This is a genomic window from Tritonibacter mobilis (genome assembly GCF_001681715.1).
Lineage (GTDB): Bacteria > Pseudomonadota > Alphaproteobacteria > Rhodobacterales > Rhodobacteraceae > Epibacterium > Epibacterium mobile.
In genome coordinates this window covers 80,370-104,705 of sequence record NZ_LNWY01000014.1, presented here as the reverse complement: position 1 = coordinate 104,705, position 24,336 = coordinate 80,370, and the positions used below count along the sequence as shown (strand labels likewise).

The 24,336-nt window shown below is 56.2% G+C and carries 24 protein-coding genes; 15 read left to right on the top strand and 9 right to left on the bottom strand.

Features of this window, described 5'->3' with window-relative positions; translation table 11 throughout:
* The first annotated feature begins 123 nt into the window (after window positions 1–123).
* The 5 genes from recA to UB90_RS13995 all read left to right on the top strand — a co-directional run bounded on the left by recA (window position 124) and on the right by UB90_RS13995 (window position 5,708).
* Window positions 124–1,197, top strand: a complete 1,074-nt coding sequence (recA, locus tag UB90_RS14015) for a recombinase RecA (RefSeq protein ID WP_009179137.1) — start codon at window positions 124–126, stop codon at window positions 1,195–1,197.
* Window positions 1,198–1,199: 2 nt separating this feature from the next.
* The gene (locus UB90_RS14010; RefSeq protein WP_065324041.1) at window positions 1,200–1,745 is read left to right on the top strand and encodes a hypothetical protein; all 546 of its coding nucleotides are present in this window, start codon (window positions 1,200–1,202) and stop codon (window positions 1,743–1,745) included.
* Between the two features lie 121 nt (window positions 1,746–1,866).
* Complete coding sequence (gene alaS / locus UB90_RS14005; protein ID WP_065324111.1) at window positions 1,867–4,521, top strand: alanine--tRNA ligase; 2,655 nt, start codon at window positions 1,867–1,869, stop codon at window positions 4,519–4,521.
* A 2-nt stretch (window positions 4,522–4,523) separates the two neighbouring features.
* A complete protein-coding gene (locus tag UB90_RS14000; protein WP_065324042.1) occupies window positions 4,524–4,811 on the top strand; it encodes a DUF1330 domain-containing protein in 288 nt (95 codons plus the stop codon).
* Between the two features lie 120 nt (window positions 4,812–4,931).
* Window positions 4,932–5,708 (top strand): class II glutamine amidotransferase, encoded by a 777-nt coding sequence (locus UB90_RS13995; protein WP_065324043.1) that lies wholly within the window; start codon window positions 4,932–4,934, stop codon window positions 5,706–5,708.
* 68 nt (window positions 5,709–5,776) lie between these two features.
* Here the strand turns inward: UB90_RS13995 and typA are convergent, their stop codons facing one another.
* From typA to UB90_RS13970, 5 genes are all read right to left on the bottom strand, one after another.
* Window positions 5,777–7,597, bottom strand: a complete 1,821-nt coding sequence (gene typA / locus UB90_RS13990) for a translational GTPase TypA (protein WP_065324044.1) — start codon at window positions 7,595–7,597, stop codon at window positions 5,777–5,779.
* A gap of 126 nt (window positions 7,598–7,723) precedes the next feature.
* Window positions 7,724–8,053 carry a DMT family transporter gene (locus UB90_RS13985; protein WP_005615529.1) on the bottom strand — a complete coding sequence of 110 codons (330 nt, stop codon included), beginning with the start codon at window positions 8,051–8,053 and terminating at the stop codon, window positions 7,724–7,726.
* 130 nt (window positions 8,054–8,183) lie between these two features.
* The gene (locus UB90_RS13980) at window positions 8,184–9,350 is read right to left on the bottom strand and encodes an HD domain-containing protein (protein WP_065324045.1); all 1,167 of its coding nucleotides are present in this window, start codon (window positions 9,348–9,350) and stop codon (window positions 8,184–8,186) included.
* Window positions 9,347–9,595: a hypothetical protein gene (locus tag UB90_RS13975; RefSeq protein ID WP_005615533.1), complete on the bottom strand. Its 249-nt coding sequence runs from the start codon at window positions 9,593–9,595 to the stop codon at window positions 9,347–9,349. The genes UB90_RS13980 and UB90_RS13975 overlap by 4 nt, the downstream gene beginning before the upstream one ends.
* Entirely contained in the window at window positions 9,595–10,248 is a 654-nt protein-coding gene (locus UB90_RS13970; RefSeq protein WP_005615535.1) for an alpha/beta hydrolase, read from the bottom strand. The genes UB90_RS13975 and UB90_RS13970 overlap by 1 nt, the downstream gene beginning before the upstream one ends.
* Before the next feature lie 186 nt (window positions 10,249–10,434).
* Between UB90_RS13970 and iscR the strand changes: the two genes are divergently transcribed.
* From iscR to UB90_RS13920, 10 genes are all read left to right on the top strand, one after another.
* Complete coding sequence (gene iscR, locus UB90_RS13965; protein WP_005615538.1) at window positions 10,435–10,893, top strand: Fe-S cluster assembly transcriptional regulator IscR; 459 nt, start codon at window positions 10,435–10,437, stop codon at window positions 10,891–10,893.
* A 68-nt stretch (window positions 10,894–10,961) separates the two neighbouring features.
* Window positions 10,962–12,005 carry a cysteine desulfurase family protein gene (locus tag UB90_RS13960; protein WP_065324046.1) on the top strand — a complete coding sequence of 348 codons (1,044 nt, stop codon included), beginning with the start codon at window positions 10,962–10,964 and terminating at the stop codon, window positions 12,003–12,005.
* 15 nt (window positions 12,006–12,020) lie between these two features.
* Window positions 12,021–13,541 (top strand): Fe-S cluster assembly protein SufB, encoded by a 1,521-nt coding sequence (sufB, locus tag UB90_RS13955; RefSeq protein WP_005615545.1) that lies wholly within the window; start codon window positions 12,021–12,023, stop codon window positions 13,539–13,541.
* 38 nt (window positions 13,542–13,579) lie between these two features.
* The gene (locus UB90_RS13950) at window positions 13,580–13,894 is read left to right on the top strand and encodes a heavy metal-binding domain-containing protein (RefSeq protein WP_005615548.1); all 315 of its coding nucleotides are present in this window, start codon (window positions 13,580–13,582) and stop codon (window positions 13,892–13,894) included.
* Between the two features lie 19 nt (window positions 13,895–13,913).
* Window positions 13,914–14,678: an FkbM family methyltransferase gene (locus UB90_RS13945; RefSeq protein WP_065324047.1), complete on the top strand. Its 765-nt coding sequence runs from the start codon at window positions 13,914–13,916 to the stop codon at window positions 14,676–14,678.
* 62 nt (window positions 14,679–14,740) lie between these two features.
* On the top strand, window positions 14,741–15,496 hold the full coding sequence (sufC, locus tag UB90_RS13940; protein ID WP_005615554.1) for a Fe-S cluster assembly ATPase SufC: 756 nt from the start codon (window positions 14,741–14,743) through the stop codon (window positions 15,494–15,496).
* On the top strand, window positions 15,496–16,776 hold the full coding sequence (locus UB90_RS13935) for a SufB/SufD family protein (protein ID WP_009176798.1): 1,281 nt from the start codon (window positions 15,496–15,498) through the stop codon (window positions 16,774–16,776). The genes sufC and UB90_RS13935 overlap by 1 nt, the downstream gene beginning before the upstream one ends.
* Window positions 16,777–16,784: 8 nt before the next feature.
* The gene (locus UB90_RS13930) at window positions 16,785–17,270 is read left to right on the top strand and encodes a hypothetical protein (protein WP_065324048.1); all 486 of its coding nucleotides are present in this window, start codon (window positions 16,785–16,787) and stop codon (window positions 17,268–17,270) included.
* Entirely contained in the window at window positions 17,270–17,848 is a 579-nt protein-coding gene (locus UB90_RS13925; RefSeq protein WP_065324049.1) for a YIP1 family protein, read from the top strand. Before UB90_RS13930 ends, UB90_RS13925 begins: the two co-directional genes overlap by 1 nt.
* On the top strand, window positions 17,841–19,061 hold the full coding sequence (locus tag UB90_RS13920; protein ID WP_065324050.1) for a cysteine desulfurase: 1,221 nt from the start codon (window positions 17,841–17,843) through the stop codon (window positions 19,059–19,061). The genes UB90_RS13925 and UB90_RS13920 overlap by 8 nt, the downstream gene beginning before the upstream one ends.
* Window positions 19,062–19,214: 153 nt before the next feature.
* On the opposite strand, the gene UB90_RS13915 is transcribed toward UB90_RS13920, so the two are convergent.
* From UB90_RS13915 to UB90_RS13900, 4 genes are all read right to left on the bottom strand, one after another.
* Window positions 19,215–19,646 (bottom strand): universal stress protein, encoded by a 432-nt coding sequence (locus UB90_RS13915; protein ID WP_065324051.1) that lies wholly within the window; start codon window positions 19,644–19,646, stop codon window positions 19,215–19,217.
* Entirely contained in the window at window positions 19,646–22,243 is a 2,598-nt protein-coding gene (locus tag UB90_RS13910) for a TRAP transporter permease (protein ID WP_065324052.1), read from the bottom strand. Before UB90_RS13910 ends, UB90_RS13915 begins: the two co-directional genes overlap by 1 nt.
* Before the next feature lie 104 nt (window positions 22,244–22,347).
* Window positions 22,348–23,319, bottom strand: a complete 972-nt coding sequence (locus UB90_RS13905) for a TAXI family TRAP transporter solute-binding subunit (RefSeq protein ID WP_065324053.1) — start codon at window positions 23,317–23,319, stop codon at window positions 22,348–22,350.
* Window positions 23,320–23,412: 93 nt separating this feature from the next.
* Window positions 23,413–24,300, bottom strand: a complete 888-nt coding sequence (locus UB90_RS13900) for a MurR/RpiR family transcriptional regulator (RefSeq protein WP_065324054.1) — start codon at window positions 24,298–24,300, stop codon at window positions 23,413–23,415.
* Window positions 24,301–24,336: the final 36 nt, after the last annotated feature.

Genomic DNA, 24,336 nt, shown 5'->3' with positions numbered 1-24,336 from the left:
CGTAGAGAGACATGAAATTCCCTTGCAATGTTCTTGCTTTGACCCCATAAGGAACAATAAGAGAACAAAGCAGTCATTGTCGTCTGCCTCCGGGTGTGACACATAGAGAAGGATACGGGTACTATGGCGGATCTATTGACCATGAAGGACGACAAGAAGAGCGGCGACAAGCAGAAAGCCTTGGACAGCGCGCTTGCCCAAATCGAACGACAGTTCGGCAAGGGCTCGATCATGAAACTCGGCGATGGCACAGCCTTGCAAGAGATCGAGGCAAGCTCCACCGGCTCGCTTGGTCTGGACATCGCGCTTGGCATCGGCGGCCTGCCGATGGGCCGCATTGTCGAGATTTATGGACCGGAGAGCTCCGGTAAGACCACGCTGACGCTGCACTGTATTGCGGAACAGCAGAAAAAGGGCGGTGTTTGCGCCTTTGTGGATGCGGAACACGCGCTTGATCCGCAATACGCTAAAAAACTGGGCGTGGATCTGGACGAGTTGCTGATTTCGCAGCCCGACACCGGTGAACAGGCGCTTGAGATCACCGATACGCTGGTGCGCTCCGGTGCGGTGAACATGGTGATCGTCGACTCCGTGGCAGCATTGACCCCGAAGTCAGAGCTTGAGGGCGACATGGGCGACAGCAACGTCGGCGTGCAGGCCCGCCTGATGAGCCAGGCGATGCGCAAGCTTACCGGCTCCATCAGCCGCTCGAAATGCATGGTGATCTTCATCAACCAGATCCGCATGAAAATCGGCGTGATGTTCGGCTCGCCCGAAACCACCACCGGCGGTAACGCGCTGAAGTTCTATTCCTCCGTACGTCTGGACATTCGCCGCATCGGCTCGATCAAGGACCGGGATGAAGTTGTCGGCAACGCCACCCGCGTTAAGGTGGTAAAGAACAAGGTCGCACCGCCGTTCAAGCAGGTCGAGTTCGACATCATGTATGGCGAGGGCATCTCCAAGATGGGCGAATTGCTCGACCTTGGTGTTGCTGCGGGCGTGGTCAACAAATCCGGCGCGTGGTTCTCTTACGGGGATGAGCGGATCGGGCAGGGGCGTGAGAACGCCAAGACCTATCTGCGCGAGAACTCTCGCATTGCGCTGGAGATCGAAGATAAGATCCGCGCTGCCCATGGGCTTGATTTCGATATGCCGCCCGAGGCGCAGGATGATGACGTCCTGTTCGAAGGCTGACGATGCACGTCACCCCTGAGGAACTGAATGCGGCCTTGCCGCATGTGATGGCCGCCCCGAAAGATCGGGCGGCCATTTCCATGTTGTGCCTGCGTCCGGCCTACAATCAGCGCCGCTTTGTCGAGAAAATCTCGGTGACGCCTGAGGGCGGCATCCCCGGCGAGCGTTGGTCCAGCCGCCCGTGGCTGACGCTGGAAGATGGCACCGCGCATCCCGGCATTCAGGTCTGCATCCTGTCAAAGCGCGTGCTTGATCTGGTCTGGCGCAATCGCGAGGAGGTGCTACACCCCGGCGATACATTCATCGTGGATATGGATCTTTCCGAGGAAAACCTGCTCGCCGGACAGCTGTTGCAGGTGGGCAGCGCCGCGTTGCGGGTGTCTGACGTCTTCAACGATGGCTGCGTCAAGTGGAAAGCCCGCTATGGCACCGCGGCCAAGGATTGGGTGAACCTGCCAGAAAACCGTGCACTGCGCCTGCGAGGGATACTCTGTTCAGTCGAACGTGCCGGGTCGTTTTCCAACGGCGATCTTATGATCAAAAAATAGCGCTCAATCCCACTGTTTTCTTTGGGAAACTGCCACATGCGCTTTGGGCGGTGGACAGCCCTGCATGGGCGCGATAAACCGCTTTGGACTGTTCCAATCACATCTAGAGAGCCGCGTTGACATGCCCAGCTTGAACGACATCCGGTCGACCTTTCTGAACTATTTTGCCAAGCAGGGCCATGAGGTCGTAGACTCAAGCCCGTTGGTGCCACGCAATGACCCAACGCTGATGTTTACCAACTCCGGCATGGTGCAGTTCAAGAACTGCTTCACCGGCGTGGACCGTCGTGATTATGTGCGCGCCACCTCTGCGCAGAAATGCGTGCGTGCTGGCGGTAAACACAATGACCTCGACAATGTGGGCTACACTGCGCGCCACCACACGTTTTTCGAGATGCTCGGAAACTTCTCCTTTGGCGATTATTTCAAGAACGAGGCGATCCCTTTTGCGTGGGAGCTGATCACCGGCGAGTTTGATATCCCCAAGGACAAGCTCTACACAACCGTCTATCACACCGATGACGAAGCCTTTGAAATTTGGAAGAAAGTTGGCGTTCCAGAGGATCGGATCATCCGCATCGCGACCTCTGACAACTTTTGGCAGATGGGCGACACCGGTCCCTGCGGTCCCTGCACCGAGATCTTTTATGACCACGGCGATCACATCTGGGGTGGCCCTCCGGGCTCGCCCGAGGAAGACGGTGATCGCTTTATCGAGATCTGGAACCTCGTGTTCATGCAGAACGAGCGCTTTGCAGATGGGTCCATGGTTGATCTCGACATGCAGTCGATTGACACCGGCATGGGGCTGGAGCGGATCGCGGCGTTGTTGCAGGGCACTCATGACAACTACGAGACCGACCTGTTCAAATACCTGATCGAGGCCTCGGCGACGGTCACCAACAGTGATCCGTTCGGCGATCAGAACGTGCACCATCGCGTCATCGCCGACCACTTGCGGTCCTGTTCCTTCCTGATTGCCGAAGGTGTACTGCCCTCCAACGAGGGACGGGGCTATGTGCTGCGCCGTATCATGCGCCGCGCCATGCGCCATGCCTCCCTGTTGGGGGCGACCGACCCGGTGATGCACAAGCTGGTGCCGGCGTTGGTCAGCCAGATGGGCGCGGCCTATCCGGAGCTTGGGCAGGGGCAGGCGCTCATTGAGGAGACCTTTGAGCAGGAAGAAACCCGCTTTCTCAAGACCTTGGACCGTGGTTTGAAATTACTGGACGAGGCCTCCGTCGACCTCGACAAAGGCGACGTGCTGCCCGGTGAGACCGCGTTCAAACTCTACGATACTTTCGGCTTCCCATTGGATCTGACCCAGGACGCCCTGCGCGCCAAAGGGGTTGAGGTCGACACCGATGGTTTTGATGCTGCGATGAAGGCTCAAAAAGAGCAGTCCCGTGCCGGTGGCATTGGTCTGGGGGACGCTGCGGATGTCAAAGTCTACTTCGACATCGTGGATGCTGAGGGCACGACCGAATTCCTGGGCTATGAGACCGAGAAAGCCGAGGGGCAGATCGTTGCATTGGTTAAGGATGGTGCCAAGGTCGACAAAGCGACCAAAGGCGACAGCGTCCAGATCATTCTGAACCAGACCCCGTTTTATGGCGAGAGCGGTGGCCAGGTGGGTGACACTGGCGTGTTGACCGTTGAAGGCGGCGCAGCGCGGATCACCGATACCAAAAAAGTCGAGGGTCTGTTCCTGCATATCGCCGAGGTAACCGAAGGCGAGATTTCCGTGGGCAGCGGCGCGGCGGTGGAAGTAGATCATACTCGTCGTAGCCAGATCCGTGCCAACCATTCTGCGACACATCTGCTGCACGAGGCTCTGCGCAACGCGCTTGGTGAACACGTGGCGCAGAAGGGCTCGCTCAATGCGGCGGAGCGTCTTCGGTTCGATTTCAGCCACAACAAGGCCGTCAGCCAAGAAGGCCTGACGAAGATCGCCTCGGAAGTGAATGATTTTATTCGCCAAAACTCTCCGGTGAGTACGCGGATCATGACCCCGGATGATGCCCGTGCCTTGGGCGCGCAGGCGCTCTTTGGCGAGAAATACGGCGAAGAAGTGCGCGTGGTCTCCATGGGGCGCGCCGACACCGGCAAGGGTGCCGATGGTGATACCTACTCCATCGAGCTTTGCGGTGGCACGCATGTAAAACAGACCGGCGATATCGGGACCTTTGTGATCCTCGGGGATAGCGCGTCCTCTGCTGGGGTGCGCCGGATCGAGGCACTGACCGGTGCGGCAGCCTTTGACCACTTGGAGCGCGAAGCGGCCCGAATGGCGGAGGTTGCCGGAGCACTCAAGGCGCAGCCTGCCGATGTCATGGATCGTCTGAAAACTCTGATGGATGAACGCAAGGCCCTGCAAAATGAGATTTCGAATCTCAAACAGCAGATCGCCATGGGCGGTGGCTCTGACGGCGGCGCGGAAACCAAGGAGATCGGTGGAAAAACCTTCCTCGGTCAGGCGCTTCAGGGGGTGTCCGGCAAGGATCTGCGTGGGTTGATCGATGCACATAAGCAGAAGATCGGGTCCGGTGTGATCCTGTTGATCGCCGAGGATGACGGCAAGGTTGCGGTCGCCGCTGGTGTGACCGACGATCTGACCGGTGACATCTCGGCTGTCGATGTGCTGAAAGCGGCCGTTCCGGCGGTTGGCGGCAAGGGCGGCGGTGGCCGTCCTGATATGGCGCAGGGCGGGGGCAAGGATTTTGCTGGCGCCGCAGAGGCCATCAAGGCCGCCGAAGCACTATTGGAAGGAAAATAGACATGCCCGCACTCTGGATCGCTCATGTGACCGTCACCGATGCTGACGCCTACGGCAAATATGCCGAACTGGCGGGCCCGGCAATCGCCAAGTACGGCGGCGCGTTCATCGCCCGCGGCGGGCGTTTTGTTCAGCTGGAAGGCAAGGAGCGTCCGCGCAATGTGGTCGCAAAATTCCCCAGTGTTGAGGCCGCCGTCGAGTGCTACAACAGCCCCGAGTACCAGGAGGCGCTGAGTCACGCGCGCGATGCCTCTGAGCGGGAACTGATGGTTGTTGAAACCGACGCTTGAGCAGGGAAAACCTGTGCAAAACAGAAGATTGGGCTGCGCGTTTCGCGTGGCCCTTTTTCATGATTAACAGTGCCTTGACGTCTCGGTGACAGAATATCGCGACGAGTCGAGGAGAACACCATGTGCCGTTGGGCCGCGTATATCGGCGCTCCAGTCTATCTGGATGAAGTTGTGTGCAAACCAGAGCAATCGCTGGTCGCACAATCGATCCATGCCTTTGAATGCAAAACACAAACCAATGCCGATGGGTTCGGAATTGCGTGGTATGATAGCCGCGAGGAGCCGGGTCTCTACCGAGACACGCATCCGGCGTGGTCTGATCCCAACCTGCGGTCGATCACTCATCAGGTGCGCTCCGGTCTGTTTTTGGCGCATGTACGCGCCTCGACCGGCACCGCAACCAGCCGCAACAATTGCCATCCTTTCACGCATGGGTGCTGGTCATTTATGCACAACGGTCAGGTTGGCGGATTTGAGAATTTCCGCCGCCGTGCCGACATGATGATCCCGGACGAACTATATGGCGCGCGTAAGGGGGCAACGGACAGTGAGGCGTTGTTCCTGATCGCCATCGCGGAGGGGCTTTATGAGGACCCCAAAGGCGCGATGCAGCGGGCGGTCGGGAAACTCGAAAGCCTGAGCCGAGAGTTCGGCCACACACCGCATATGCGGATTGGTGCCGCCTTTAGCTGCGGCGGCGCGCTTTATGCAGTGCGTTATGCCTCCGATCATCTGGCACCGACCGTTTACAGCAGTAAGACAGCCGACGGCCGCGGGCGTTTGGTGGTGTCTGAACCCTTGCATAAAGGAGAGTGCTGGCAATCCGTGCCCGCCGGGTCCTTCTGTCGATACACAGCAGAGGATGCGGAAATAGAGGATTTTGTTCCTGTTCTCTGATTTAACATGCAGAAATGAAGAGGCCCGGTCGAATACGACCGGGCCTCTTTGCATATTCTAGGTGGCTATCAGCCGTTGGCCTTTGCCATCCGCTTCCGCTCATGCGGATCAAGGTAGCGCTTGCGCAGGCGTACGGAGTTCGGCGTCACCTCTACCAACTCGTCGTCGTTGATGTAGGCAATTGCCTCTTCCAGCGAGAGCGTGACCGGCGTGGTCAGGCGCACAGCATCATCAGAGCCGGAGGCGCGCACGTTGGTCAGCTTTTTACCCTTGAGCGGGTTTACCTCAAGGTCATTGTCGCGGCTGTGCTCGCCAATGATCATGCCGGTGTAAACGTCGGCCTGGGCGCCGATGAACATCTTGCCGCGCTCTTCGAGGTTCCACAGCGCATAGGCCACGGATTGACCGTTCTCCATGGAGATCAGAACGCCAGCGCGACGGCCCGGAATGGAGCCCTTGTGCGGAGTCCAGCCATGGAACACGCGGTTCAGAACGCCGGTGCCGCGGGTGTCGGTCAGGAACTCGCCGTGATAGCCGATCAGGCCACGTGACGGGACATGGGCGATGATGCGGGTCTTGCCTGCACCGGCGGGCTTCATCTCTACGAGCTCGCCCTTGCGGTTGCCGGTGAGCTTTTCGATCACCACGCCGGAGTATTCGTCATCCACGTCAATGGTGGCTTCCTCGACCGGCTCCATGCGCTGACCGTTCTCTTCTTTGAACAAAACCTGCGGGCGCGAAATAGAGAGTTCAAAGCCCTCGCGGCGCATGTTCTCGATGAGAACGCCCATCTGCAATTCGCCACGGCCCGCGACCTCAAACGCCTCGCCACCGGGGGTGTCGGTGACCTCGATCGCCACGTTCAGCTCCGCCTCTTTCATCAGGCGATCCCGGATCACGCGCGACTGGACTTTCTTGCCGTCACGACCCGCGAGCGGGCTGTCGTTGATACCAAAGGTCACGGTGATGGTCGGCGGATCGATCGGCTGCGCGGGCAGGGCCTCAGTGACCGATGTGTCCACCAGCGAGTCTGCAACGGTTGCCTTGGTCATACCTGCAATCGTTACGATGTCACCAGCCTCAGCTGCGTCAATCGGCTGCTGTGAAAGGCCGCGGAACGCAAGGATCTTTGTGGCGCGGAAATTCTCGATCAGGTCACCCTCACGGCTCAGGGCCTTGAGGTTGTCGCCGACCTTGAGCGTGCCGCTCTCAACACGGCCGGTCAGGATACGGCCCATGAAGGGGTCGGAGCCGAGCGTGGTGGCCAGCATGCGGAAGGGCTCATCCTTCTGCGCGATCTGCTTAGGGGCGGGGACGTGCTTCACGATGAGGTCAAACAGCGCCGAGAGATCCTTGCGCGGGCCATCGAGTTCCATATCAGCCCAGCCGGAGCGACCGGAGGCATACATGGACGGGAAATCAAGCTGATCATCATCTGCACCAAGGTTGGCAAAGAGATCGAAGCATTCATCCAGCGCGCGGTCTGGCTCAGCGTCGGGCTTGTCGACCTTGTTCAGCACCACGATGGGGCGCAGACCCAGCGCTAGCGCCTTGGAGGTCACGAATTTGGTCTGCGGCATCGGGCCTTCGGCAGCGTCCACCAGCAGCACCACACCATCAACCATGGAGAGGATGCGCTCTACTTCGCCACCAAAGTCGGCGTGGCCGGGGGTGTCGACGATATTGATACGGGTGCCGTTCCATTCCACAGAGGTGGCTTTCGCCAGAATGGTAATGCCGCGTTCGCGTTCCAGATCGTTGGAGTCCATGGCGCGTTCTGCCACGGCCTGGTTTTCGCGGAAGGCGCCGGATTGTTTCAGAAGCTCGTCAACCAGTGTGGTTTTGCCGTGGTCAACGTGCGCGATGATCGCAATATTGCGCAGGTCCATAAGGTATGCCTTTGATTGGGGTTGCCGGGCGCATACCCCGATAAAGCCCCCATGGCTAGTGCAAAAGAGGGACAAACCTACAACTGTCGCCGCACTGCCGCGACATCTCTTGCAAGTTCGGAGGCCTCAATGCCCCGAACTGGTCGAGAACAGATGGATTATAAGGATGCCGCCGATAATCATCGCCATTCCCGCAATTGCTGGCAGATCAATGCGTTGACCAAAGACAAGGAAGCCAATCGCCGCAATGAGAACAATCCCCAGTCCAGACCAGATTGCGTAAACGATACCAACTGGCATGAATTTGAGCGTAAGGCTCATCAAAAAGAAAGACACAGCGTAAGCGATGACAACAATCACTGACGGCACCAGCCGGGTGAATTGCTGACTGGCCTGAAGGGCGGTGGTGCCAATGGTTTCGGCCAATACAGCGGCCATCAAATAGAGATAATGCATGGCGTGTCCTCTAGCGTCATGACGCCACCTGCAGGGTAAGTTGCGGTGACTTTACCCTCAAATCCTGCCTTGCAGACTGGCGCAAGAGGGGAAATTGCCCCCGAGGCTTTCTGTTCACACCAATGTGGGGTTAAAGCCTGCCGCGCTCTGTAAACCACGGCAACAGTTGCGCGCGCACATATGCCCAGACCTGTGGCGCGCCACGCGCGATCTTAGCGCCGACCCGGCTCTCAAGCTGGGGCAGGGTGACGTTATACTCAATCCAACTGCCGCCACCGGTCGCGATATTCAACAGCACCGGCTGCACCCGGTCGATGGATTTTGCAAAGATGGCATCGCTGCTGTTTGCGGCTTCAAATTCCTGCCAGATCTTCAGGCATTCCTCAGTCTGGGCTGCTGGAAGGAAGCCAAAGATGCGTTGTGCTGCTGCCAGTTCCTCTGCCTCGATCCGTGCGAGCGCATCTGCGTCAAGCTTTGAGTGGATCGGGACATCACCGGCATCGATTTCCACCAGATCATGCAGCAGCAGCATGGTCAAAACGCGCGTCACATCGACTTGTGACACGCTGTAGGGCGCCAAGATCCACGCATAAAGCATAATGTGCCAGCTGTGTTCTGCTGAATTCTCATAGCGTTGACCGGAGGCAATGCGAGAGGCGCGCAGGATAGACTTCAACCGGTCCGCCTCGGACACGAAGGCGAGCCTTGCAGCAAAATCAAGATCGCTGACCTCTGCACCATTGATGAGTTCAAGCGCCGCTGTATAGGCCTCTGGAAAGCGGTCCTTCAGGGTGGTTGCGCGGCCGGTGGTCAGGTTTTCACGAACCACACGAAGGTGATCCTCAGGAGGCGAAACAGCGCAAAGCGTTTGGAAGATAGGCTGGCAGTAGTCCAACGCTTTTGCAAAGCGTGCATCGGCACTTTCTGCGGCCTCAAACTCCCGCCAGAGCAATTGCAACTCATCCCCCTGCACCTTTGGCAACAGGCCAAAGATCCGCTTCTGGGCCTGCTCCTCGGCCTTGGCTACGGCAGTCCAGTCAGTGGGTTCGTCAATGGGATGATCGCCAACGTCGATTTCAACGATGTCATGCAGCAAAAGCATCTGAATGACGCGCGGGATTGACACCGCCGGCGGTGCATAGGGCGCAAAGGCCAGCGCATAGAGTGCAAGATGCCAACTGTGTTCGGCCGAGTTCTCAACCCGGCTGCCATCGAGCAGGAGATTCTGCCGCTCCACCCCGCGCAGCCTTTCGATTTCAGAGAGGAATTCGAACTGCTGCACAAGATGGGTTGTCATGGTTGGTTTCGTGCCTCTGCCTCGAGTGCTGCCTTAGCAGCCTCAAGCCGTTTGTTGAGAAAGTCGCGCGCCTTGCGTTCGGCAAGGCGAATTCGAACCTCTGTCAGAAAAGCTTCTTCGAGAGATTGGGAGGCCGCCCCGAGAACCTGGGCGATCTCCATATACATGCGGTCTTCACCAAGTGCGTCCTGGACCTTGAGGGTATCCTCCGCCAGCTTTGCAGCCAGTGTGTCCAGCGTCGACATCAGCGGGTGGTCTCAGTGAGGCGCCGTTTGACGTAATCGGAGACATTTCCGATCATCGTGTCCATATGCGGCTCTTGGAAGAAGTGATCTGCTCCCTCAATCTCATCATGGGTGATGGTGATGCCTTTTTGCTCGTGAAGTTTGTTCACAAGGCTCACCGTATCCGCAGGCGGGGCCACGCGGTCTGCGGTGCCGTTGATGATCAGGCCGGAGGACGGGCAGGGCGCCAGGAACGAGAAGTCATACATGTTCGCAGGCGGCGCAACCGAGATGAACCCGGTGATTTCCGGGCGACGCATCAACAGCTGCATGCCGATCCAGGCCCCAAAGGAGAAGCCCGCAACCCAGCAATGCTTGGAGTTGTTGTTCATCGACTGCAGGTAATCCAAAGCGGACGCGGCATCCGAGAGTTCGCCGACGCCCTGATCGTATTCACCTTGCGATCGGCCCACGCCACGGAAGTTAAACCGCAGTACGGTAAAGCCCATGTTGTAGAACGCATAGTGGAGGTTATAGACCACCTTGTTGTTCATGGTGCCGCCGAATTGCGGATGCGGGTGCAACACGATTGCAATCGGCGCATCCTTTTCCTTCTGCGGGTGATAACGGCCTTCCAGGCGTCCTTCGGGTCCGGGGAAAATGACCTCAGGCATGGGTGGGTTGATCCTACTCTGCTTTTTGGCGAGGTGGCGGAGACAAATACTTGACGAATTCTATCCGACACCTTAGAACTATTCTAAAGAGGCGCAGGTGAAGGACCGGCACCGTGTCAAGCTGAGATACGCATTGACAGGGCTATCGTCAATCATTTGCTGCTTTTTCGACAAAAGGGTTAGCAGATGAAGCTTTCGACAAAAGGACGGTACGCAATGGTGGCCTTGGCTGACATTGCATTGCAACCGTCAGAAGGTCTGGTTGTCCTGGCCGACATTTCCAAAAGACAAGATATTTCCTTGCCTTATTTAGAGCAACTCTTCGTAAAGCTGCGCCGTGGCGGTCTGGTCGCTTCTGTGCGTGGACCGGGCGGAGGCTACCGTCTTGCCCGACCTGCGTCGGAGATCCGTGTGGTTGAGATTCTTGCGGCCGTTGATGAGACTGTTGATGCGATGCACAAAGGGGCAGGTGCGTCTGGGGGATCAAGCGGGAGTCGTGCGCAATCCCTGACCAACAGATTGTGGGAAGGGTTGAGCGCACATGTGTATGTGTTCCTGCATCAAACCCGGCTGTCTGATGTCATCGCCAATGAACTGGCGCCTTGCCCGGCCGTTCCGAACTTGTTCTCGGTGGTCGATGAATAAGACAACGTGGCCAGCCTGAATGCTGGCACCAAGACCACAATGTTCTGCAACAATAAAAATATGACTCCATGACTCGTGTTTATCTAGATCACAATGCCACATCACCGCTGCGCCCCGAGGCGCGCGCCGCGATGATTGCGGCCATGGACGTTTGTGGCAATCCGTCGTCGGTTCACGCTGAAGGGCGTGCGGCCAAGGCTGTGGTTGAACGCGCCCGTGCCCAGATTGCTGCTGCCTTTGGTGCGGATGGTGCCGATGTGGTTTTTACATCTGGGTCGACCGAGGGCGCTGCTTTGGCTCTTATGGGGCGCGACCTTCACGGCGCAACGCTTGAGCATGATGCCGTAAGGGCCTGGACTGTCGAGGATTTGGCGGTTGATCCTTCTGGGCGCGTGCGTGTGACAGACCCACAAAACTCCTGCGTGCAACTGGCGAACTCCGAGACGGGTGTCATTCAGGACCTGCCCGAAGGGCTTGCGGTCACAGATGCAACGCAGGCCTTTGGCAAGCTGCCGGTCGCCTTCAACTGGATGGGCGCAACCATGGCGTTGATTTCCGCGCACAAGTTCGGCGGCCCCAAAGGTATCGGTGCGGTCGTGCTTAAGCGTGGCACCGACCTAGCGGCGCAGATCAAAGGTGGTGGCCAGGAAATGGGGCGTCGCTCGGGGACCGAAAATGTGATTGGAATCGCAGGGTTTGGTGCCGCAGCTGAAGTGGCCGCAAAGGATCTGGACAACGGGGTCTGGGACCGGGTTGCAGAAATTAGAAATATTCTAGAAAAGGCGGTTGCGGCTGAGTGCCCGGACACTATTTTCGTAGGTAAGGATGCGCGCCGCCTGCCAAACACCTCCTGCTTTGCGACCCCCGGATGGAAGGGGGAGACGCAGGTGATGCAGATGGATCTGGCAGGTTTTGCGATCAGCGCAGGCAGTGCCTGCTCCAGCGGCAAGGTGCGCGCGAGCGCCGTTCTGACCGCAATGGGATTTGATGAGATGACGGCTCAGGGGGCGATCCGCGTATCGCTCGGGGCCGACACGACCGAAACGGATGTGCTGCGCTTTGCAGAAGCGTGGTGCGCCAAACAGAAGAAACATCGCGCCCGCTCGGCGTGAGTTCAGGAGAAGACGATGGCCGCTCTGGACCAATTCGAAGCCAAGGAAGGCGTTGATCAGGAAACCGTGGATGCGGTGCGCGAGGTCAGCACGTATAAATACGGTTGGGACACCGATATCGAGATGGAATACGCCCCCAAAGGCGTGAACCCGGATATCGTGCGCCTGATTTCCGAGAAAAACGAAGAGCCGGAGTGGATGACCGAATGGCGCCTGCAAGCGTTTGAGCGCTGGCAGGGCATGAAAGAGCCGAATTGGGCGATGGTGAACTATCCTGAGATTGATTTTCAGGATCAGTACTACTACGCGCGCCCCAAAAGCATGGAAGTGAAGCCAAAGTCGCTTGATGAAGTCGACCCCAAGTTGTTGGCTACATACGAAAAGCTCGGCATCCCATTGAAAGAGCAGATGATTCTTGCGGGCGTTGAGGGAGCAGAAGATGCGCCCTCCGAGGGTCGCAAGGTTGCTGTGGATGCGGTGTTTGACTCTGTGTCCGTCGGCACAACCTTTCAGGAAGAACTGAAAAAAGCGGGCGTGATTTTCTGCTCTATTTCAGAAGCGATCCGCGAGCATCCTGAGCTGGTGAAGAAATACCTCGGCACCGTGGTGCCTGTGTCTGACAATTTCTATGCGACGCTCAATTCTGCTGTCTTCTCTGACGGTTCGTTTGTGTACGTGCCGCCGGGTGTGCGCTGCCCGATGGAGCTCAGCACCTATTTCCGCATCAACGCGGAAAACACCGGTCAGTTTGAGCGCACCCTGATTATTGCCGATAAAGGCAGCTATGTCAGCTACTTGGAAGGCTGTACTGCACCGCAACGCGACACCGCTCAGCTGCATGCCGCTGTGGTTGAGATCATCATCGAAGAAGACGCCGAGGTGAAGTATTCCACCGTTCAGAACTGGTTCCCCGGCGATGAGAACGGCAAGGGCGGCATTTACAACTTCGTGACCAAACGGGCTGATTGCCGCGGCGACCGTGCTAAGGTGATGTGGACGCAGGTTGAGACCGGATCTGCCGTGACATGGAAATACCCGTCCTGCATCCTGCGCGGCAACGAGAGCCAGGGCGAGTTCTATTCGATCGCCATCGCCAACAATATGCAGCAGGCCGACACCGGCACCAAAATGATCCACCTTGGCAAAGACACCAAGAGCCGGATCGTGTCCAAAGGGATCTCCGCCGGCAAGGCCCAGAATACCTATCGCGGTCTGGTCTCGATGCATCCGAAGGCGAAAAATTCTCGCAACTACACCCAATGCGACAGCTTGCTGATCGGCGACAAATGTGGTGCGCATACAGTGCCTTACATCGAGGTGAAGAACAATTCCTCGCGCTGCGAACACGAGGCGACAACCTCCAAGGTGGATGACGATCAGCTGTTCTACTGCCGCCAGCGTGGCATGGACGAAGAAGAGGCGGTCGCACTGGTTGTGAACGGTTTCTGCAAGGATGTGCTGCAAGCGCTGCCGATGGAATTCGCGATGGAAGCGCAGCAGCTGGTTGCGATTTCGCTCGAAGGATCTGTTGGCTGATGTCCGGCCCTTGGCAAGGACAAAAAGGAGACCGCACCATGATCGTTACGACCACCGGTTCCGTTGAGGGCTACCAGATTGCCGAATACAAGGGCATCGTTGTGGGTGAGGCGATCATGGGCGCGAATGTTGTCCGCGATGTTTTTGCCCAGATCACCGACATTGTTGGTGGAAGATCAGGCGCTTATGAGAGCAAGCTGCAAGACGCACGCGAAACGGCGCTGAGCGAGTTGGAAGACCGCGCGCGTGCGCTTGGCGCAAATGCAGTTGTGGGCGTCGACCTCGACTATGAAGTCGTCGGCCAATCGATGTTGATGGTCTCGGCCAGCGGCACCGCTGTCGTGATCGGTTAACCTAGTCAGAGAATAAGCCGTGCTTTTTGATCCTCTCCAACTTCGTGAATTCATCGATCGAATTTCCTCTGGGAAATCCGTGGGATTCCCGGAGGTGTCTCTCTATACCAGCGAGATTTATGGTCAGCGCATGGTGTTCTCTGTTGATATGCAGCGTGACCCGATCCAACGCTCTCATCGAGAAGGGCGCTTCTACGAAGAGGAAGAACTCGCTGTTATCAAATCTCTTTTCCCTCTTGGCGGTACGTTCGTAGACATTGGTTCTAATGTGGGGAACCACGGTCTCTATGCGGCGGTCTTTCTGTCGGCGGCGCGGGTCATTCCATTTGAACCCAATCCAAAGGCGCTAAAGCTGCTGCTGGCGAATATCTCCGCTAACGGGCTCGCGACGAAATACGACATGAGCCACCTTGGAAAAGGATTGGGCGCAGAGCCGCGTGTGGGCTTTGGGATGGAGCTGCGGGATCGAAATCTCGGGGCCGCGAAAATGTTGCCGGGAGAGGGCGATATTGAAATCACAACAGGTGATCTGGCTCTGAAAAATGACCACCCCGACTTTATTAAGATCGATGTGGAAGGCATGGAAATACAAGTTCTTTCTGGCCTTCAGGATACGATTAGACGATGCCAGCCTGCGCTATTGGTAGAGGTCGATCAAGAAAATGACGACGCGTTCCACACACTGATCGCACGAATGGGATATGAGATCTGCGACACGCTGCAGCGTTACAAAACGAATAAGAATTACGTCATCAAACCGATCCAAACGGATGTGGAAAGCTGACGAACCTCCGACACGCAGCATGTGCCTCAGGCGCCAGCTGCAACAAGAAAAAGGCGAAAGATATGCTCGAAATCAAAAACCTACACGTGAAACTTGAGGAAGAAGACAAGCAGATCCTCAAAGGCGTAAACCTGACCGTCGAGGCAGGCAAAGTGCATGCGATCATGGGCCCGAACGGTTCCGGTAAATCCACTTTGTCCTACGTTCTGTCAGGCAAGGATGGCTACGAGGTGACCGAAGGGTCCGCATCTTTGCTGGGCGAAGAACTGCTGGAGTTGGAACCGGAAGAGCGCGCTGCACTTGGTGTTTTTCTTGCCTTCCAATACCCGGTCGAGATTCCCGGCGTGGGCAACATGACCTTCCTGCGCACTGCGGTAAACGCTCAGCGCAAGGCCCGTGGCGAAGAAGAGCTGTCGGCCACGGATTTCCTCAAGCACGTGCGCGAGAAAGCCAAAGAACTGAAGATCGACGCCGAAATGCTGAAGCGCCCGGTCAATGTTGGCTTCTCTGGTGGTGAGAAAAAGCGCAACGAAATCCTGCAGATGGCGATGCTGGAGCCAAAAATGTGCATTCTCGACGAGACCGACTCCGGTCTTGACGTCGATGCCATGAAACTGGTTGCCGACGGCGTGAACGCGCTGCGCGACGAGGGTCGGGGTTTCCTTGTCATCACGCACTACCAGCGTCTGCTTGATCACATCAAACCTGACGTCGTTCACATCATGGCGGATGGTCGCATCGTAAAAACCGGTGGACCCGAGCTGGCGCTCGAAGTTGAAAACAACGGTTACGCAGACATCCTGTCCGAGGTGGCATAATGGCACTTCCTGAGCTGAAACAATCGACGACAGAGGCCCGTCTTGCGTCTCTGTCTCTGCCCGAAGGCGGATGTCTCGATGCTGCGCGCCGTGCGGCCGTATCGCGGGTTCAGACCATGGGCCTGCCAGACCGGCGTGATGAATATTGGAAATACACCCGTCCTGACACGCTGACCTCTGCGGACGCGCCGAATGCAGCTGTGTTCGACAGCGGCGAAGCACCGATGTTTGATACGTTTGATCGCATTCGCATCGTTTTTGTCGATGGTGTCTTTGATGCTGAGGCCTCCGATGATCTCTCTCTGGAGGGTGTGAACATCGAACGCCTTGCTGAAATCCAAGGCAAAGATATTCATTGGGCCAAGGACATATACGGTGTTCTTGAAGCGCGCGGTCAAACACCGGTTGAGCGCCCTCTGGCCGCGCTCAACACCGCTTTTGCAACCGATGGTGTGGTTGTTCATGTTACCGGAAAGCCGTCCAAACCGATCAATCTGGTCTACCGTCACGAAACTGAGAGCTCCGATGCGATCCTGCATCATGTGATCAAGGTGGACAGCGGTGCCGAGGCGACGATCCTTGAAAACGGCCCGGCCGCATCGCGTTTTAACAAGGCAATGGAAATTGATATCGCGGACAACGGCACGCTCCACTTGGTGCGCGCTCAGGGACGTGATCACGAGCGTCGTGCGGCGACGCATCTTTTTGCGCGCTTGGGAACAGAGGCCGTGTTCAAGAGCTTTACGCTCACGGTAAATGGCGTCCTGACCCGCAACGAAGCTGTGGTTGAGTTCCTCGGTGATGATGCCGTGGCGCATGTGGCGGGTGCCTGTGTGGGCGACGGTGATTTTCACCATGATGACACTGTTTTTGTCACCCATGACGCGGTGAACTGCGAGAGCCGTCAGGTTTTCAAAAAGGTTCTGCGCAACGGGGCAACTGGCGTTTTCCAAGGCAAAATTCTGGTGAAAGAAGGCGCGCAAAAGACTGATGGATATCAGATTTCTCAGTCTTTGCTTTTGGATGACGACAGCCAATTCCTCGCCAAACCAGAACTTGAGATCTACGCTGATGATGTGGCCTGCTCGCATGGCTCCACCTCAGGTGCGATTGATGAGGATGGGCTTTTCTATCTGCGCTCTCGTGGCGTTCCTGAATCGGAAGCAACCGACCTGATGACGCTTGCTTTCCTCGCAGAGGCAGTGGAAGAGATCGAGGATGACGAGATCGCCGCCAGCATCAACGACCGCCTTTACGGCTGGCTCGCCCGGCGGCGCTGAGGTCTGGCATGGCTGTGACCGCAGACATTACGGCGACGTATCGGGGGCCGCGCAAGGTAATTGCGCGGCTTCTCGCTATGGGGCCAAGAGAAGACCGGCTTTTGGCTTTTGTAATGGGGGCTTGTGTGCTGATGTTCATCGCGCAAATGCCCCGGCTTGCGCGTGAGGCGCATTTGACCGGGCAGGAGTTGAACATGCTTCTGGGCGGTGCGCTGTTGGGTATCATATTCATCGCGCCGTTGGCTCTTTATGCGCTTGCGATGATTTCTCATTTCCTGATGCGCATGATAGGCGGGCAGGGGGATGGATACTGTGGTCGCCTCGCACTGTTTTGGGCGATGCTTGCATCCTCTCCTCTGTTGCTCCTGAATGGACTGGTCGCGGGGTTCATTGGACCCGGACCAGCCTTGAGCGCCGTCGGTATCTTGTGGGTTGTCGTATTCCTTTGGTTTTGGATCTCCGGTCTCATCGAGGCCTATTGGGGTAAAAACTAATGAATTTCAAAGACCTCTTGGTGGAAACTGTCACTGATCCGGCCAGTGCTGCGCGCCGGATCATATCAATGCAACTTAGCTTTGATGTGGTCTGGACCGGTTTCGCATTGAATGTCGTGCTGAGCGTTTTTCTCTACGCGGTGCAGGGATACCTGCTTGGCTATCCATCGAACACACTCTTTCCGGGGCTGAGCCCGGCGATGTTTGGTGTGTTTCTCGTTGTTCTTCAGTTGAGTTATACGATCGCTTCGATCACCGCTGCGAAATGGATGGGGCGAGAGGCCAACTTCACCACTATTCTGGGTTTGCTCGTATGGCTGCGCATCGTGAATATCATTGTGCAAGTGATTGCGATTGTTCTTGTTTTCGTGATCACACCCGTTGCTGTGCTGTTTAACCTCGCGGCTGCGGTCTACGGGCTCTATGTGCTTGCACATTTTACCAACGTAGGTTTTGGTCTGAATTCCATGGCAAGATCCGCCGGTGTCATAGTCCTTGCGGGTATCGGCGCCATGATCGCCGTTCTGATCCTGATGGGATTGTTCCTTCCCACAATTCTGGAGACGTCCAATGTATGATGTCGAAAAAATCCGCTCTGACTTTCCGATCCTGTCGCGCGAAGTGAATGGCAAACCGCTGACTTATCTCGACAATGGTGCGTCCGCGCAAAAACCACAGGTTGTGATTGATGCGGTGACCAAAGCATATGCTGAGGAATATGCTAATGTTCACCGTGGCTTGCATTACCTCTCTAATCTTGCGACCGAGAAGTATGAAGGCGTGCGCGGAATTATTGCCAAGTTCCTGAACGCTGCGGATGAGGATCACATTGTCCTAAATTCTGGCACCACCGAAGGCATCAACCTGGTGGCTTATGCCTGGGCGATGCCCCGGATGGAAGCTGGGGATGAGATCATACTGTCGGTGATGGAGCATCATGCGAATATCGTTCCGTGGCATTTCCTACGGGAACGTCAGGGTGTGGTTCTGAAATGGGTGGACACTGAAGCGGACGGAAGCCTCGATCCGCAAAAGGTTCTGGATGCGATCACACCTAAAACAAAACTGATCGCAACCACACAATGTTCCAATGTCTTGGGAACTGTTGTTGATGTAAAGTCCATTACATCTGGCGCGCATGAAAAAGGTGTTCCGGTACTTGTGGATGGATCGCAAGGTGCGGTTCACATGCCCGTAGATGTTGGGGATCTTGGCTGTGACTTCTATGCGGTGACCGGACATAAGCTCTACGGCCCGTCGGGATCTGGCGCGATCTACATTCGTCCCGAGCGAATGGCAGAAATGCGTCCGTTCATTGGTGGTGGTGACATGATCAAGGAAGTCTCCAAGGATCAGGTAATCTACAATGATCCGCCAATGAAATTTGAGGCTGGAACGCCCGGGATCGTCCAAACCATCGGATTTGGTGTCGCGCTAGATTACATGATGAATGTCGGAATGGCGGAGATCGCGGCCCATGAGGCGGACTTGCGCGATTATGCAGCTGAGCGGTTCAAAGGATTGAACTGGCTGAACATTCAGGGGCATGCACCGGGTAAAGCTGCTATTTTCAGCCTGACGCTTGAGGGCGCTGCACATGCGCATGACATCTCGACGATCCTCGACAAGAAAGGCGTTGCCGTACGCGCGGGTCATCATTGTGCCGGTCCGTTGATGGATCATCTTGGCGTTACTGCAACGTGTCGTGCGTCCTTTGGGATGTATAACACCCGCGAAGAGGTTGATCGCCTAGTTGAAGCCCTTGAACTGGCACATGATTTGTTTGGCTGAGCTTTATTAGGAGTAATGCTCTTCCTCATCCTGTAGTTGTATTTTACATAATACTGATTATAGGATGAACATATGGGAGGTTGTATGCCACCTCTCTGATACGAAAAATGCGCCCCAATTCGGAGCGCGTTTTTTGTTCACTATCAGCCGGTATTAGTCCCGCACGATCAGAACCGAGCATTTGGCATATCGCGCCACACGCGCTGAATTCGGTCCTTGCAGCCGGTCCATCAACTCCGGTTTATGTGCACCCATGACCACCAAGTCAGCCTCTGATCGTTTGATCGCATCAAGGATCATCTCGTAGACATTTGCCCCAACTTCAACGATGTGCTGGACACCCTTCATGTCTGGCACGACCTTTTTAACAAAGGCATGTAGTTGGCGGTCCGCTTCTTTGACCGCCTCCTTCATGGTGCCGTCTTTGAAAAACGAGCCCACGATGCTCATGCCATAGTCCGGGACTACGGTCACCACGCTGAGCGTGGCTCCGTAGAATTCAGCGAGCTCCGCTGCCCGTTTCAGCAATGCCTCTTCAGCATCCATATGCGTCAGGTCGACAGCGCAAAGTACGTGTCTGGTCATCAGGCTACTCCTTCTTCTTTGCGCTTCCGGCCGAGTTGCAGGAAGACGACGAAACCAAGGATCAGGAACGCCGGCAGATAGAAGATTTCTTTCGGCATGCGATCTGCCTCAACTTCCATCTCGACCAGCTCCCAGTCGAAATCGATGCCAAGTTGCTCTGCTGGACCGCCGAAGTTCAGATTGTCCACATAGATCTTGCCATCTTCATCGCGGAACTCAATGCCTGCGCCGTCATAAAGACGGGTTTGACCATCGGCACCCTGCTCACCCAGCGGCAGCAGGAAACGCGCATCGACCATATCGCCTTCAAGGCTTTCACCCATCAGACGCACACGCAATGTTCCGCCATCTTCCACGTTCTCGGCCATCTCATAGACCGCAGACCCCGGACGGGTTTCAAACGCAGGTTGCAGCTGATCGAGGAAGAAGCCCGGACGGAACAGAGTGAAAGCCACCAGAAGCAGCAGCGCACTTTCCCAGATCTTTGATTTCACAATGAAATAGTTCATTGTGGATGCCGCGAACAGCAGCATCGCAATCATCGCCACGATAAAGACGAAAACTGCCTCAACCGGACCCACATCAATCAGCAACAGATCGGTGTTGAAGATGAACAGGAACGGCAACAATGCGGTCCGGATTGAGTAGAAGAACGCCTGAAAACCTGTGCGCAGTGGATCGCCTTTGGAAATCGCAGCTGCGGCAAAGCTCGCAAGCCCCACAGGCGGTGTCACATCCGCCATAATCCCAAAGTAGAACACGAACATATGCACCGCGACCAGCGGTACGATCAGACCGTTTTGCGCGCCAAGTTCCACCACAACACCCGCCATCAGCGAGCTTACCACGATATAGTTGGCGGTTGTGGGCAAACCCATGCCGAGCACAATGGAGATCAGCGCAACAAAGATCAGCATCAGCATGACACTGCCACCGGAGAGGAATTCAACAAACTCCGCCATCACCTGGCCGATCCCTGTCAGGGTCACCGCACCAACAATGATACCAGCGACACCCATGGCACAGGCCAGACCAATCATATTGCGTGCACCGATGATCAGACCTTCAAAGATGTCTGCAACACCTTGCTTAAATTCAGCAATTGCATTGTCTTGCCCGCGGAACATCGCCTTGATCGGGTTTTGAGTGGCGAGGATCACCAACATTGCAACCGACGACCAGAAGGCCGAAAGGCCCGGCGATTTGCGCTCGATCATCAGCAGATACATCAGCAACAGGATTGGCATGATGTAGTGAATGCCGGTCTTAAAGATCTCACGCGTGGGCGGCAGGTTCTGCATCGACTCGATGCTGATTTCCAGATCCTCATGCGCCGCCGCAACTTTGAGAGCCAGAACATAGAGAACGGCCATGATCGCCACAATCAGCCACGTGCTGGCCCCACCTGCGATCCCTTCGAGCGCATTCACAAACACACCACAAAGCCACAGGGTTCCGCCACCGATGATGATAGAAATGGCAATGGTGAAAATCGCACCGAGGAAGAACTTGACCGGATGCATCCGGCGAGAGCCCTTCATGCCCATTTTGAGCGCTTCGAGGTGCACGATATAGACCAGAGCGATGTAAGAGATCGCCGCTGGGATAATCGCAGTCTTCACGACCTCGACGTATGGAATGCCGACGTACTCGGTCATCAGGAAGGCCACTGCGCCCATCACGGGCGGTGTCAAAACGCCGTTGATCGACGAGGAGACCTCGATCGCGCCAGCCTTGGTGGCGGGAAAGCCCACACGTTTCATCAGCGGAATGGTGAACGTGCCAGTCGTAACCACATTGGCGATGGACGATCCGGAAATCAAACCCGTCGCAGCAGAGCCGATGACGGCGGCTTTTGCCGGGCCACCGCGCAGGTGTCCCAAGGCGGCAAAGGCCAGTTTCAGGAAGTAGTTCCCTGCCCCGGCCTGATTAAGAAGCGCGCCGAACAGTACGAAAAGAAACACAAAACCAGAAGATACGCCAAGTGCGACACCAAAGACGCCCTCGGTGGTGAGCCACATGTGGCTCATGGCTTTGTTGATTGAGGCGCCCTTCCACTGCACCACTTCGGGCAGCCACGGCGACGAGCCAAAGAAGACATACGCCAAGAAAAACAGTGCCACGCCCATCAGCGGGAAGCCAAGGCTGCGTCGCGCCGCCTCCAAAAGCAGCACCAAACCGATGACCGCGACAACGATATCCGTCTGGTTGGGGGCACCGGAGCGCGCCGCAACTCCTGCATAGGCATAAAACAGATACGAAGCACAAAGCGCGCCAACTATGCCAATAATCCAAGTCGGGATCGGGATATGATGGCGCGGGCTCGTCTTAAAACCGGGGAACGCAATAAAGGCCAAGAGCACCGCAAAGCCAAGGTGAATGGCACGGGTTTGCGTATCATTCCAAACACCTACGCCAAGAACGAACGGTAACGGTGACGCGATCCAAAGCTGATATAGAGACCAAACGAGCGGTAAATACCAAAGCGCATTGCGCCCAAATGCATCTCGCGGCGAACGGCCGCCGGTGTCGCTGTCGGCTACAAAATCGTCAAGTGAACGATCTTCCTGAGCCGCGGCGCTTTGATTATCTGTCATCGTGTCCCCACCCGGTTTGTTATACACTCTTGTTGAAACGAAAACGGCTTTCGCCCCTGAATGCAGGAGCGAAAGCCTTTGATTTTACGAGAAAAGTGACAGGATCACTTCCAGCCGCGTTCTTTGTAGTACTTCATCGCGCCGGGGTGGATCTCTGCGGACAGCGCATCGCTCACCATTTCTTCTTCGGTGAGACGTGCAAAGGCCGGGTGCAGCTTCTTGAAGTCATCAAAGTTTTCAAACACCGCGCTCACAACCGCATAGACCACGTCGTCAGACACATCAGCGGAGGTCACAAAGGTTGCTTTCGGACCCCAGGACGGGATGTCGTCCGGGTTACCTGGGTACATACCACCGGGGATGGTTGCAGCCGCGTAAGGCGTGTTCTCAGCAAGCAGAGTGTCAATGTTTTCACCCGACAGCGGTACGATGTTCACGTCACAGGACGAGGTTGCTTCCTGGCTCGAGCCATTCGGCAGACCGGAGGCCCAGATGGTTGCATCGATTTTGCCGTCACACAGCGCTGCCGCCTGCTCAGAAGACTTGAGCTCTGCCGCAAGTGCGAAATCATCGGCGCTCAGGCCAGAATATTGCATCAGCGTGTCAGCCAGAACGCGGGTACCGGAACCGGGGTTCGCGATGTTGACCTTCTTGCCTTTAAGATCTTCAACGGATGCGATGTTTGCATCCTTGCGTGCCATCAGGTGCATCGGCTCGGGGTGGACCGAGAACAGTGCACGCAGGCCTTCAAAAGGACCGTCTGCTTCAAATGCGCCGGTGCCGTCGAGACCCGCTTTTTGCACGTCGGACTGAACAACACCGAACTCCAGCTCGCCTTCGCGAATGGTGCGGGTGTTGTAAACAGAACCACCGGTGGATTCCACCGAGCAGCGAATGCCGTGCTCTTTGCGGTCTTTGTTCACCAGGCGGCAGATCGCGCCACCAGTGGGGTAATAAACGCCTGTCACACCGCCGGTGCCGATGGTGATGAACTGTTGCTCAGCTGCGGATGCCGCGCCGGCAAAGCCCAGAGCAACAGTTGCAGCAGATGCGAGAAGTGTTTGTTTGAGGACCATAAGTTCTCTCCCTGATTTAAAACCGAAATCGGTCGCGGTGCCGATAGTATGCGGGCGATGCTTCCACAAGTTATTTTTGTAGTCACGACATAACTAATGTTTTTTCTTCGCCACCCAATAGGCGTTGTTGTCTTTGCGTAAGGTCTCGTACGACGTGATTCTGTCCTTCACATCCTGCCCCCCCAAAGCAACCAGCAATGACACGAGATTTTCGGCCACAGCCATAACGCCCGTATAACACCCAAAGTGATGTGTGCTTAGTGTAGATGCAACCAGAGTTTCTTCAGGGGTGAAATTTGAAGAAATGACCTCACTATCGGAGATCATCACCAGCTTCACGCCTTTTTTTCGTGCAAATTCACAGGCTTCGATGGTTTCACGAGAATACGGGGTAAGTGTGATAGCGATCATCACGTCGCCCTCGTCAGCGTAATTCAACTCATCAATGGCACTGTTGATATGGCGTGGAATCAGCTGCAACGAAGGCAGCGCCATGCGCCCCACATAGTGAAAATAGTAAGCAATTGAATAGCTTGCGCGCACAGCCGTCAAATAGACATTCTTGGCGTCCAATAGCATTTCCGCCACCCGTTGCAGCTGTTTGAGGTTCTGCCCCTCCAAACTACGCTGCACAATCGCCATAGAATTTAGCGCGGCTTCGGCCTGTTTTTGTCCAATTTCACCGCTTTCCCGCCATCTGTTGATCCACTCCGGCGCGTCAATGAATTGTGTCGGAGCTACCAGAGCCACGCGAAATGGATCGCGCATGTCCTCATAGCTGTCAAAGCCCAGCCGCTCTGAAATTCTCACAAGCGTATAGGTCGACACATCCGCCTTTCGCGCCGTGTCGCGGATCGAGTCGAGGCCAAAATCCGCAGGGTGATCGACAATGTACTTTGCCGCCACTTGCAGCCGGGGTGACAGCTCGGGGATTTCCTCTTTGAGGCGGGTTATTGTTTTATTTCTGATGGTTGGGTCCAAGTTCTCACCTGCGTCAGCGCATTGCGACCTGATAAC